At 41.0% G+C, this 13,558-nt stretch carries 9 protein-coding genes; 6 read left to right on the top strand and 3 right to left on the bottom strand.

What is annotated here, in order from left to right:
- Nucleotides 1-9 precede the first annotated feature (9 nt).
- The 3 genes from M2353_RS15185 to M2353_RS15175 all read right to left on the bottom strand — a co-directional run bounded on the left by M2353_RS15185 (nt 10) and on the right by M2353_RS15175 (nt 3,199).
- On the bottom strand, nt 10-606 hold the full coding sequence (locus tag M2353_RS15185) for a biotin transporter BioY (RefSeq protein ID WP_041091835.1): 597 nt from the start codon (nt 604-606) through the stop codon (nt 10-12).
- Nucleotides 607-722: 116 nt separating this feature from the next.
- Nucleotides 723-1,859: an alanine dehydrogenase gene (ald, locus tag M2353_RS15180; RefSeq protein WP_017358929.1), complete on the bottom strand. Its 1,137-nt coding sequence runs from the start codon at nt 1,857-1,859 to the stop codon at nt 723-725.
- Between the two features lie 110 nt (nt 1,860-1,969).
- Nucleotides 1,970-3,199 carry a sporulation transcriptional activator AdeR gene (locus tag M2353_RS15175; RefSeq protein WP_008345900.1) on the bottom strand — a complete coding sequence of 410 codons (1,230 nt, stop codon included), beginning with the start codon at nt 3,197-3,199 and terminating at the stop codon, nt 1,970-1,972.
- A gap of 407 nt (nt 3,200-3,606) precedes the next feature.
- On the opposite strand from M2353_RS15175, the gene M2353_RS15170 reads away from it, so the two are divergent.
- The 6 genes from M2353_RS15170 to essA all read left to right on the top strand — a co-directional run bounded on the left by M2353_RS15170 (nt 3,607) and on the right by essA (nt 13,462).
- Nucleotides 3,607-3,900: a WXG100 family type VII secretion target gene (locus M2353_RS15170; RefSeq protein WP_003213769.1), complete on the top strand. Its 294-nt coding sequence runs from the start codon at nt 3,607-3,609 to the stop codon at nt 3,898-3,900.
- Nucleotides 3,901-3,995: 95 nt separating this feature from the next.
- Complete coding sequence (gene yukD / locus M2353_RS15165; RefSeq protein WP_008345897.1) at nt 3,996-4,235, top strand: ESX secretion system protein YukD; 240 nt, start codon at nt 3,996-3,998, stop codon at nt 4,233-4,235.
- Between the two features lie 14 nt (nt 4,236-4,249).
- Nucleotides 4,250-5,563 carry a type VII secretion protein EssB gene (gene essB, locus M2353_RS15160; protein ID WP_008345895.1) on the top strand — a complete coding sequence of 438 codons (1,314 nt, stop codon included), beginning with the start codon at nt 4,250-4,252 and terminating at the stop codon, nt 5,561-5,563.
- 51 nt (nt 5,564-5,614) lie between these two features.
- On the top strand, nt 5,615-10,090 hold the full coding sequence (gene essC, locus M2353_RS15155; protein ID WP_284725658.1) for a type VII secretion protein EssC: 4,476 nt from the start codon (nt 5,615-5,617) through the stop codon (nt 10,088-10,090).
- Nucleotides 10,087-12,984 (top strand): type VII secretion protein EsaA, encoded by a 2,898-nt coding sequence (esaA, locus tag M2353_RS15150; RefSeq protein WP_284725657.1) that lies wholly within the window; start codon nt 10,087-10,089, stop codon nt 12,982-12,984. Before essC ends, esaA begins: the two co-directional genes overlap by 4 nt.
- Nucleotides 12,965-13,462, top strand: coding sequence for a type VII secretion protein EssA (essA, locus tag M2353_RS15145; RefSeq protein ID WP_274660903.1), 498 nt, complete (start codon nt 12,965-12,967; stop codon nt 13,460-13,462). Before esaA ends, essA begins: the two co-directional genes overlap by 20 nt.
- The last annotated feature ends 96 nt before the right edge of the window (nt 13,463-13,558 follow it).

The following is a 13,558-nucleotide window of genomic DNA, read 5'->3' as shown; positions in this document are numbered from 1 at the left end:
TTTCTGATATTAGGAAGCTGTTTGTTCTTTTCGAAAGGATGTGGCTTTTGAAACTGATCGATAAATTTTAGGTGCCAGCATCGCAAGGAGGATGGTCAGCGCGTAGTCTTTTACCATAAACCACATCATGAAGAACCATGTGGTTTGATAAGAGATTGGTGCGTTCAGCCATACATTTAATGCGATGTATGTATAAGTTGTCCCGATCACATACATCACGGTCGTTCCTGCAATGGCTGCAAATAAAAAGCGGCCAAAACCAGGGTTTTGTCTTTTTTCAAGAATGAATCCGGCAAGCCATGCAGCAGGAATGTATGATAACACAAAGCCACCGCTTTTTCCTAAAATAACGCCGAGACCCGCCGAGAACTGTGCGAATACAGGTGCACCAGCGATCCCAACAAGAGCATAGACAATCATGGCCAATGCGCCAAGTCGTCTGCCCAGCAAAAGACCAGCAAGCACACAAAAAAACGGCTGCATCGTAAGTGGGATTCCACCGACCTGTAAAAATGGCACAATGGATGTGATATTGGCTCCGATAGCCATGAGCGCAGCAAACATCCCGACGAGCACAAAGTCAGCTGTTCTTGTCTTCTTTTGCATGATATTTCCCCCTGTCTTATCTGTACAAATAGATTAAGGGGAAGAGGTTCTTTTGTCAACTCATTTTTATTTTAGGTTAACAATAAAACCCGACCCTGAAAAGGGCGGGCTAGATATTAAGCTTCGGTCATGGAAGAGGTTTCAAGGGCTTTACTAACAGGCACATAATCATAGCCGAGATCACGAGCGACAGCTTCATAGGTGATATGTCCGTTCATCACATTGACGCCTTCAGCAATCGCCTTGTTTTCTTTGATCGCTTTTGCAGCACCTTTATTTGCAATCTGCAGTGCGTATGGGACCGTGACATTTGTTAAAGCAACTGTCGATGTTCTCGGAACCGCTCCTGGCATATTGGCAACAGCATAATGTAAAATGCCGTGCTTTTCATAAGTAGGCTGATCATGTGTTGTGATATGATCGATTGTTTCCACAATCCCGCCTTGGTCAATGGCTACATCGACAATGACAGAACCAGGCTTCATTTGTTTCACCATTTCTTCTGTGACAAGGGTTGGAGCTTTAGCACCTGGGATGAGAACCGCACAAATGAGCAGGTCTGCCTCGCTCACTGAATCTGCAATGTTAACAGGATTAGACATTAACGTTTTCATTTGATGACCAAACTGATCGTCCAGCTGACGTAATCGTTCCGCATTTACATCAATAAGGGTGACATCTGCGCCAAGTCCGATCGCCATTTTCGCTGCATTTGTTCCAACTACGCCGCCGCCAATAATGGTGACTTTCCCTCTTGATACTCCTGGCACGCCGGCGAGCAAAATGCCTTTTCCGCCTTTTGGCTTTTCTAAAAATTGAGCACCAATCTGAGCAGCCATTCTACCTGCTACTTCAGACATTGGCGTTAATAGAGGGAGTGATTTTCCGTCCGTTACCGTTTCATAAGCAATGGCTGTTACACCTTTTTGTTTTAATGCTTCAGCCAAGGAGGGCTCTGCTGCAAGGTGCAAGTACGTAAATAAGATCAGACCTTCTCTGAAATAAGCATATTCTTCAGGTAATGGTTCTTTTACCTTCATAATCATATCAGAAGATGCCCACACATCTTTCGCTTGATCAAGAATCTCTGCACCAACAGATACATAATCGTCATCAGTGAATCCGCTTCCAAAACCAGCGTTCGTTTCAATTAAAATCTGGTGTCCAGCTGAAAGCAATTGAGATGCTGCTCCTGGTGTTAATGCGACCCGGTTTTCATTGTTCTTAATCTCTTTCGGAATGCCGATGATCATATCAATTCCTCCTATGCTTATCTATTGATATTGTATGTCTAGTGTATCCTGAAAGTTTAGAAAATTCTTCGGTTGAATGAAAAAATTAAAAAACGCCTCTTTGTGAAATTTCACAAAGGGACGTTTTTTAGCTTCATATCAAGATAAATGGTCATTTTCTCATTCATGTTTTTTAAATCAATTTCTGCAATGTCCGTAATCCGCTTCAGTCTGTAATTCAGTGTGTTGATATGAATATTTAACTGCTTTGCGGCGATATTGGCGTTGCTGTCACAATCAATAAATCGTTCAAGGGTCTCGACGAGGTTGGAATGATGCCTGAGATCGTAATCCTCAAGCTTTGATAAAGAGTAACTGGAATAAGACGATCCCTTTCGTTTTTCAGCAAGCACATCTAAGTATTGATAAATACCCAGTTCAGAAAAGCTGTTTAATTGTTCTGTTTCCACAGGAAAGCGTTCTTTTGTTTTTAAGACGGCCAGTGCTTCTTTATAGGATGGCTGAATATGAGTAATGTGATCGTAAATTCCACCAATGGCCGCTTGAACGTCATGGAGCTGATACCGATCAGACAACTGCTTTAGCATGCCGCTTGTGAATTGTTTAATATCTTGAAGCGGATGTTCTGTTTTTGGCGAGACAAGAATAATGAATTCGTTAAAATCAACAGTCGTTAACAGCACCTGCACTTGCTGGGTTGTTTCAAGCAGATAGGAGAGCTTCTTTTCCGTATCTTCTGTGAGTTCATCACGAAGGCGAAAAATAATAATCGCATACGTGTCTGGACACCTCATCCCAAGTCTCAAGAAGAGATCAAGCATCTCATCCTTTTCATGAATATGTCCTGTGAGCATCTTCCAAAATAGCTCCTGATTGCGTTCTTCTGTTTTCGTTTTTCGAATTTGTAAATTGAGTAATTTGTTTTTCACGGCATGTGCTGCCATCTTGAGAAGGTCCATTTCTTCATCTGAAAAAGGCTGCGTGGATTCAATTGCCCAGATAAAGCCGAGCACCTCTTTGTCTTTCCATATGGAAATGGCAACCCTGCTGGATAGACCGACTTCTGCAATTTGAGGTACGCGAAGCGGTTCATCTGTTTTAAGGAGTGTAGGAATAATACCGTCTTTCCAAAGCCGATTAATGACTTTTTCCGGTACACGGCGGGAGATAATGGTTGAAGTTCTGGCGGGATCAGTGAAATCATTATGTGTGCTATAGGCTAATAATCGATGATGAGTATCTTCTATAGTAATAGGGCAATTGAGCACATCACTAATTTGGTCTGCCACATCCTCTAAACGATCAAGGCTATACTTAAATGGATCTGTCTTTTTTGTCATAAAAAACCCCTGCTTTTTCGAATATTTCACGTACTTACATTATGAAGAGAATCAGGTACGTAAATCAACAAAAAAATGCCATAATCATTAAAAAAACAAAAAGCTTGAAAAATGAGCACATTGGTCATGCGTTGATCACAAAAAGAAATAGTACAATAATAATGTAGTGAAAAATCAATAGGCGGAAAGATTCATGGAAGTGCACGCCCTTTTATTAAGAATATATGACCAAAAAACTGTTAAATACTAGATAAAGAGCGAAAAAACAGTAATTCCATAGACTCATTTTGTAAAATAAAAACAGATTTGTTTGACTGTGTATCATTTCTGTTTTTATAATAATAACGTCAAAAAATAAGTGGATTAGCCCATTATATGGCGGCTATGCACGGGAGGTAATGAGGAATATGTCAGGAATTATTCGCGTAACCCCAGAAGAACTAAGAGCGACCGCTAAGCAATATGGTGTTGAAAGTCAAGAAGTGTTAAACCAAGTTGATCGTCTAAATAGAATGATCTCTGACCTAAAAGGAATGTGGGAAGGTGCTTCTAGTGAAGCATTCGCTGATCAATACGAACAGCTTAAACCTTCATTCATCAAAATGTCTGATCTATTAACAGATGTCAGCAATCAGCTTGATCAAACTGCAAATACACTTGAAAGCACTGACCAAGACATCGCTAGCCAAATCCGCGGCTAATCAAAGGGATTTCCTTTCTAAGTGTGAAAAGCAGAAAAAGCGCCGAGTCTGTCAGTTGATGCCGGCGCTCTTTCTATTTTGTGAGGTGGAAATTTGTGTATATCGATATTACCATCGACTTAAAAAACTATGATGGCAGTGTGTTTGATTTGAGACTATCAAATTATTTACATATTAAACAAGTCATCCATATCGCCTGGCAGGCAAAACAAATCTCACTACCTAAACGAGATGGCGGATGGGTGCGTGTAGTCAATAAGAAAGCTGTGTTTTCAGGCGAATATAAGCTGTCAGACTGTGGAATCACCACAGGAGACAGGCTGGAAATACTATGAAAGGACTTTTGTAAATGGCAGATAAAAAGAGTTCCTATTTAGAAGAACAATTAGAAGCAGTCATGAAAAAAGAGGAAGGCACTTACACCTTCATTTTTCAAAGAGAGACAATTAAACTCTTAGACGGTTTAGAAGCGGCACCGATTAAAGACATCAATCCTTCATTTAAAAAAGAGATCCAATTAACCGAAGGTGAGGTCATCATTTCGATTCAACCGCCTCCTGCCTATCAGGAATTTCGTTTCATCCATGCAAAGGATGAAAAAAGCAAATGGATTTTTTCATACCAGCTTGTCGATGCAGTGTGCAAACACGACGTGAAGCGGCTGCATCCTATTGTTTCTCCTGAAAACATTGTTTTTCATCAAGGCTTAGCGCCTGCATTTTTGCATTACGGGGTTAAAGAAAGCATCCCGCCATATGAAACCGACCAACATCGTCTGTTAAAAGAGGTCAAAGCCGTCATTCTTCGAGTGGTGGACCATGAATATCAGTTTCAAGAATATTTGGCTTATCATGATACGTTGAAATTATCTGAGCTGGCAAAGGAAATAAGTGATACACAGTCACTGGAAGAATTGTCTGCTTTGATTCAACAAAAAATAGAAGCCATCGAAGCAAAAGAAAAGACGCTCTTAACCATTCCAAAAAAGAAATGGAAGATCGAACGATACATTGGACTTGGTCTCCTTGTTCTTTTGATTCCTGCATTGGTGTATACCATTTACACGTTCTTTTTCGCCATGCCGAAACAAGAAGCGTATGTGGAAGCGAACAAGTATTATCTCAACAAACAGTATAGCCAAGTGGTGGATACGCTCGAAAAATACAAAGCCGATCAAATGCCAGTCTCTCTTCAATATGAACTGGCCATTTCGTATGTGCAAACGAATCAAGGGAATCTATTGCTTGACCAGCACAAAAAAGAAATCACGGATACGTACACATTGCAGACAGACCCGCAATACTTCCTGTTCTGGATTCATATTGGACAAGGCAATAGCAAGGAAGCTCTGGATATTGCAAGGGTGCTCGGGGACGACCGATACATATTCACAGCACTCGTCGCCTACCGCAATGAAATTCAAAATGACGACAGCCTATCTGCTGAAGAAAAACAAAAACAGCTAGATCCAATCATTAAGGAAATGGCGAAGTATGAAGAAAAAGAAACAACGGAGACGAGCACCAATGACTCCTCAGATGCAAGCCAAACAGATGAAACAGCTGAACAAAAAGAGCAGTCAAAAGCCGATCAGGAGAAAAAAGAGAAAGAATCTGATGCAAAAAAGAAAACCTCTCAGACGAAAAAAGATGAGAAAAAATAATTCTTTCGATACAACTGACAGTTGGTGCTGTCCGATGAGGAGGTGGAGCGTTTGAGTCTTCTATGGGTTTTTTATGAGGAAGATTATCAAACCGTCCGTTTAGATGAGCAGTTCAACCGGGAAGCTGTGATTGGACCTGAAATAGAGCATACAGTAACGATTCCTTCCCTTTCGTTTGATGAAGGATTGATTCGTTTATCTCCAGATGAAACGAATGGCGGTTTTTCTCTTTATCAGGGCGAAAAAAAGAAAGGTCACTTACTTCCACATGAACCATATCAGGTTGGTTCACTCACACTCATGTTGATGGATTCACATCATGATCAAATCATTTATTACCTAGGAAATAGAGTCGAAGTGACTATTTCAAGTGAAGAAATAGATGAAGCGGATGTGTGGAAAGAACAAGCCCATTCAATGTTTCAAGATGCCAAATCCTTCACGTTGGAAAAAATAGAAGGCACTTGGTATGTCATTCCACAAGATGAAACGATCTATGTGAACGGGAAACAGCTGCACGGTCCACAGCAGCTTCTTGCTGGGGATGAGCTGTTTTGGAACTTTTTGACGCTGTCATTGAAAGATGATGATTTATTGCAAGTAACAGCATTTGAACCATTTCAAACACGTTTAGAAAAAACAAGGCCGCCGAGTACCGAAACGAAACAAAAATATCCTTTATATAGACGAACACCACGTTTGATTTACGATCTGCCAGATGACCGGGTGTCTTTCAGTTTTCCTTCACAGGAGAGTGAAAATAATGGCAGAGGACTTTGGCTCGTAGTTCTTCCGCCGCTTGTCATGCTGATTGTCATGGGGATCGTGGCCCTTGTACAGCCGCGAGGTATCTTTATTGTCGTGTCGATGGCGATGTTTATTATGACGTTAATTACTTCGTCCGTTCAATATTTTAAAGAGAAATCACAGCGCAAAAGACGAGAAGAGAAGCGGCAACGCGTTTACTCTCTTTACTTAGAAAATAAGCGGAAAGAGCTGCAAGAGCTGTATGACCGTCAACAATTTATTTTAACGTATCATTATCCGTCTTTTGAACAAATGAAATATTTGACGTCCGAAATCAGCGGGCGTATTTGGGAAAAGACGCTTGTCAGTGATGATTTTTTACAGCTGCGTCTAGGGACAGGTGCAGTTCCTTCAAGTTATGAATTATCGACGAGCGGCGGCGATATGGCCAATCGTGACATCGATGACTTAATGGAACAAACACAGCATATGCAAAACGTCTATCGCGAGGTAAAAGATGTACCGATTACGTTCGGTCTTGCGGACGGTCCAACCGGATTAATAGGAAAACCGGCAATTGTCAAAAATGAGCTTCACCAGCTTGTCGGCCAGCTTGCTTTCTCGCACAGCTATCATGATTTGAGATTTGTTTTTATCTTTAATGAACAGGAGTATGAGAACTGGGAATGGATGAAATGGCTGCCGCACTTCCAACTTCCTCATACATACGGGAAAGGGTTTATATATAACGAACAAACACGTGATCAGCTCTTGTCTTCTATTTATGAAATTTTACGAGAGCGTGATCTGGAAGAGGAAAAAGAGAAAAAAATCTTTACGCCTCACTTTGTGTTTATCGTGACAAACCATGAACTCATTGCTGAACATGTGATTTTAGAATACCTAGAAGGCAGCCGGACGGATTTAGGCATCTCAATTATCTTTGCGGCAGAAACAAAGGAAAGCTTGGCTGAAAATATTTCAACGCTTGTTCGTTACATTAACGAAGAAGAAGGAGATATTCTCATTCAGCATAAGAAGGCCGTACGAATTCCATTTCAGCTGGATGCACATGAGCGAGCGGACAATGAGCTGTTTGCCAGAACCTTAAGAACATTAGATCATCAAGTCGGGATGACCAACTCGATTCCAGAAACGGTCTCCTTCCTTGACCTGTTTCATGCCAAACAGGTAGATGACATTGGCATTCGTGAAAAATGGCTGACATCTGAAACAGCAAAGTCATTATCTGTGCCTATCGGTTATAAAGGAAAAAACGATATTGTCGATCTGAATCTGCATGAAAAAGCACATGGCCCACATGGTCTATTAGCAGGAACAACGGGATCAGGAAAAAGTGAGTTTTTACAGACGTATATTTTATCCTTGGCTGTACACTTTCACCCGCATGAAGTGGCGTTCCTGCTCATTGATTACAAAGGAGGCGGAATGGCGCAGCCGTTCCGAAATATTCCGCACTTACTTGGTACGATCACAAACATTGAAGGCAGCAAAAACTTTAGTGAAAGAGCGCTTGCCTCTATTAAAAGTGAACTGAAGAAAAGACAGCGCTTGTTTGATCAGTATCATGTGAATCATATCAATGACTATACGAAACTCTATAAAGAGAAGAAGGCGGAACAGGCGATGCCTCATTTGTTCTTAATCTCTGATGAGTTTGCTGAATTAAAAAGTGAAGAGCCAGATTTTATTAGAGAGCTTGTCAGTGCCGCGCGGATTGGACGAAGTCTCGGTGTCCATCTCATTTTGGCGACACAAAAGCCCGGCGGGGTCATTGATGATCAAATTTGGAGTAACTCCCGCTTTAAAGTCGCATTAAAGGTACAAGATGCATCAGACAGTAAGGAAATTTTGAAAAATAGTGATGCAGCGTCGATTACCGTGACAGGTCGTGGATATTTACAAGTGGGGAACAATGAAATCTATGAATTATTCCAGTCGGCTTGGAGCGGTGCACCGTATATGGAAGATGGCTACGGATCAGAAGATGACATCGCCATTGTAACAGACACTGGACTGATCCCATTATCAGGGGTAAGTACAGAGCCGGCTGTGAAAAAAGAGACAGTGACGGAAATTTCCGCTGTTGTGGATGAAATTGAACGTATGCAGCAGGAGCTTGGAATTGAAAAGCTTCCGAGTCCATGGCTTCCACCGCTTGAAGAACGGATTCCAAAAACACGTTATGCATCAAGTGAAGAGCACGTCTTCCATTTCGCTCTTGTCGATGAGCCAGATCAGCAAAGCCAGCATCCACTTTCTTATCAAATGATGGAGGATGGAAATATTGGCATCTTCGGTTCATCCGGCTACGGCAAATCACTTGCTGCAACCACACTGCTTATGAGCTTCGCAGAAAGATATTCACCTGAAGAATGGCATGCATATATTTATGACTTCGGTAACGGCACCTTGCTACCGCTTGCCAAACTTCCGCATACGGCTGATTATTTCTTAATGGATCAAATGAGAAAGATTCAAAAGTCGATGAAGCGTCTTCGTGAAGAGGTTGAATATCGCAAGCGTTTATTTAGACAGCAGGAAATGAGTCATATCAAAATGTACAATGCGCTGAATGAGAAAAAGCTTCCATTCATATTTATCGTGATTGACAACTTTGACATTGTGAAAGACGAAATGCATGAACTCGAATCTGAATTTATTCAGTTAAGCCGTGATGGACAATCGTTAGGCATTTATTTCTTAATCACAGCGACTCGTGTCAACGCAGTCCGTCAATCTCTTATGAACAATTTGAAAACAAAGATTGTCCATTACTTAATGGATCAAGGAGAAGCATACTCCATTATTGGCAGACCGAAATTCAGCTTAGAGCCGATTCCAGGACGAGTCATTATCAACAAAGAAGAGCTTTACTTTGCCCAAATGTTCCTGCCAGTTGAAGGAGAGAACGATCTCGAATTGTTTGAGCATTTAAAACAAGAGATCCAGCTTCTAGATGCTCGCTTTGAATCAGCTGAAAAACCAAAACCTGTGCCGATGCTTCCTGATAAACTGACCATTTGGGAGCTAGAGAGTCGCTTAGAAGAACAAAAACAGCCGTATGACATTCCAGTCGGACTAGATGAGGAATCTGTTGCACCTGTTTACTTTGACTTGAAGAAGAATAAACACTGCCTCATCATCGGTCAAACGCAGCGAGGGAAAACAAATGTGACCAAACTGATGCTTGATCAGCTATTAGTAGCAAAACCTGAGAAGCTGGCCGTCTTTGATTCGATTGATCGGGGGCTCTCTCATTATGCAAAAGAAGAGAACATTGATTACCTTGAAACAAAGGATGATATCACAGAATGGGCAGAGGAAATAGATCGTTTATTCAAGGTGCGTGAAGAGATGTACGTCGAAGCTGTGCGCCGGGGAGAGACTGATCAGTTGTCGTTCTCTCAAATTGTGCTTGTGATTGATGGCATTACGCGTTTTCAGCAGACAATCGACCCGCGTCTTCAAGATCAATTGGCTGATTTCATGAAGTCATATGCTCACTTAGGCTTCAGCCTGATCGCATCAGGAAATCATACCGAATTCAGTAAAGGCTATGATGCACTCACAAACGAAATCAAACAGGTTCGTCATGCCATGTTACTGATGAAAAAATCAGAGCAAAACATCATACCGCTTCCGTATGCAAGACAAGAACCAGAAATTCAGCCAGGATTTGGATATTTGGTTGAAAATGGGAAAGAGAAGAAAATCCAGGTTCCTTTATGTGCGGTAGAAAGGAAGAGTGTTCAATGACAGAGCAGCAAAAAAGCTCCATCAAAATCGTGTCGACCATGATACTGATTCTGGTCTTGCCGGTTCTATTTTTCCATCTCATTGGGGATGATCCGGCAAAACAGAAAAAGAATGCCACACGTAACATTGCCGTGGTCAATGAGGATATGGGGGCGAGCGAAAGTGAAAATACCGCTCGTTTCGGACAGGATGTGGTGGCGGCATTATCAGAACGTCCAGATTACACATGGACAGTCGTCAATCGAAGTGCGGCAGAAAATGGCCTGAAAAATAGAAAGTACGATGCAGTTCTCTATATTCCATCTGACTTCTCTAAAAATGTGCTGAGCTATGATAAGGATCATCCTGAGAAGGCATCTATCCAATTCTCGATCCAAGATCAGCTGAATGCAGTAAATAAAGAAAAAGTACAAAGAGAGCTAGAAAATGCTCAAAAGAAAATGAATGAACAAATGTCGACTTTATATTGGAGTTTTGTATCACAGGAAATCGGCAATGTCAGAGAAGAGTTTGAGCATATTGTTGGCAAAGAGGTCGAATTCCAAAACACGATGTACAACTTCTATAAGCCAAATTCAAACAAACTATCTGATGCCGTCCAGCAGCAGAAGAAACAAATAGAAGAACTGAAAAATGCGATGGCCGATTCACAAAAACAGTATAAAGACGGTTTAAGTACAACAGAAGAAGCGAAAAGCCAGCTGAAGGATTTCGTAAAAGTAGTCGATCAATATCAGCAGTATCAAGACAAACAAAAGGATCTCTTGATCAAAGCGCAATCGACAAGCAAAAAACAAATCCAGCAAGGACTCAAACAGCTTGCGGAGATTCAAAACCAAAATGCCCGCAGCTTTAGCGATCAAATGGGCGGACTCAAAACCGATATCAATGGGGTCCAAAGTCAGCTTAAAACAACGGACAGCGCAATTCAATCTGTTCAAAAGTCGAGGGAAGAAGCTATTCCTAAGCAATCGACGGGATTAAAGGAACTTGTGAAGGCGTCTCAGGAAGAACTGATTAGTAATTATGAAGCTCAATATCTTGCATATATAGGGGATAAAATTACTCTGTTGCAAGAGCAATTGAAAGCTTCAAGAAAGGCATTGCTTGAAGCAGAGAAACCGAAAGAGGATCCGAAAGAGGATTCGAATAATCAAGATGAAGACCAAAAAGATTCGTCAGACGATTTGAAAATCGATCTTGAAGAAGAGACGAAGAAATTAACTGAAATCTCAACAGAAATAAATCAAGTGGCAGATGAGTTGTCAGGAAATGAAGAAACGACACCTACTCCAGAAAATCCAGACCAAACTGGGGAAACCAAATCAAAGTCAGTTCAATCAAAAGAGCAACTAAAAGCACTGTCTCTAAAATTAGAAGAAGTGAAAAAGAATATCGAGGAAAAAACCAAAGCTCATAATGATCAATTACAAGGAAAAGTCGATCTTTTGAGTAAAGAACTAAAATCTTTAACAGATAAAATAGACAAACTAGAAGAAAAAATAATAAGAATAGAAACTAGTAACAATAAAAACATAAGTGATATAAAGAAATCCATTATCAAACAAGAATCTTCTATTACAAGAAAATTAGAACGAATAGAAACAACTCAATCTCCATTAAATCAATATACATCAAAAATGGATAAAATTGGTGGTTTCGATACAAATTCAGAAAATGCATCAGAATTATTAAAGTATTCAAATGAATTAGCACAGTATGAAGCATTACTTAACAGCTTCTATCCAAAGAAGGATCCTTCTTCTTTGGTCGACACAAAAGGAGATGAAATCCAGTCCATCCTTTCCATCAAAAAAGAAGAAACGGAAAACTGGGATACACTCAAAAATCAGATGCTGACGTCAAATGATGATGTGTCTACCTTTATTGATGAGATGCAAAAATTCTCAGATGGCTATGCAGAATACATTTCGACTCAGCAGGCAAGCATGGAACAGGAGTTAAATGCCATTTCTGAAAGTGCGGACACAGTAGCTGAACAAATGGCTGATCAAGGAGATGCGGTGTATACGGCAGACCTTGCGGGCAGTTCGATTGTTGTGAGTGCACAGGATTCAATTGGTCAGGAAGTGCTTCGTCTTTCTGAAAATATGAGTTCGTTAACTGACCGCCAAAAAGGGGTGGCCGATTATACGAATAATATTGAAGAAAGTGTCACAACCGTTCAAGAAAAAGCAGATACGCTGAACGAAAACTGGAGCAAGAATGTCAATTCTACGAAGCTTGTTCAACAAGATTTAAAGGGTATTTTAGGTAACACTTTAGATGATCAAGGCAACAGCAACTATGTGTATAACCATTTAGCCAATCCGCTGAAAATTAGCGGCGATGTGCCAGAAGAAAAAACGCAGACTGTACCGCCAGTAGTCATTTTGGTTATTGTGATGATCAGCAGTTTGTTGATTGGCTTTTTTAGCTCGTACTATGCGTCAGCGCCAATGCTGGTCAAAGGTGCACTGTTTGGTATTTTAAATCTGCTAGTCGGGCTCATGATCAGCCTGTTTGGACTCAACATTTACAAACTAGCTGATGACCAAGCCATTCAATGGTCGATCTTTACGATTTTGCTGCTAGTGGCATGCTCTGCCTTTATTCGCACAGCTTTCCTTTTCGGTTCAATTGCCGGATGGATGGCAGCAACGGCGCTTATTTTCTTCTTTGTTGCACCGTTAATTGATTTGGTCATGCCAAACTTCCATTTTACAAATCCAGTGACAGACGTGTATCTGTCCATCCAATATGGAAATGGAGACAACTTCGGTATGGGCATCACAGGGCTACTGATTTTAACGATATTGTTCATGGTCATTCCACTAGTGAAGAAGCTGTGGAAAGACAAAACAGAGGAACGTGATGTCACTCATGAGGCTTAATCTATTCGTCAAAGGGATGGCACTTGGTGTCATATCCCTTTTTCTCCTCAGTCCTGCTGCTTTTGCTGCTACAGGTGAAGATACGGATACGAATGTCAAGCCGAATGAATATCAAGAAAAGAACCTCAATATTAATTCGAGTATATTGAGGGATCAAACGAAATACGAACAAAGCAAAACAACATCTAAAGTCAAAACGGACATTCACTTTGCTGACCCGCCTAAGACCTCTGGTGGTCAACTTTCGCCGCAAATTTTTAGTGATCTGAAAGAAAATCCGCCTAAAACGCCAGCTCGTATGATGAAAGAGATGGATATCTCTTTCAGCGATTCGGCTGTATCAACGCCTTCTGGCGATGATCATGAAAAGCAGAGATCGGCGCTTCTACCAATCATTTTTGGCATCTTGATCGCCTTTGGCATCATTGTCATGATCATTCTGATTCCAAAGGTGAATGTGAAGACGGAAAAGAAATAGTCTGCCTTTTGAAAAGGGGAGGCTTTTCTTTATGCAGATTGCTTGATGTGAGACCGATTCACTATTTAAAATAGTGTTATCAAGGGAGGAGATTGT

Origin of the sequence: Bacillus aerius, assembly GCF_029894105.1 — a bacterium.
GTDB classification, from domain to species: Bacteria; Bacillota; Bacilli; order Bacillales; family Bacillaceae; genus Bacillus; species Bacillus altitudinis.
The sequence above is the reverse complement of the archived record's forward strand: the minus strand, read 5'-3'. Positions and strand labels throughout refer to the sequence as shown.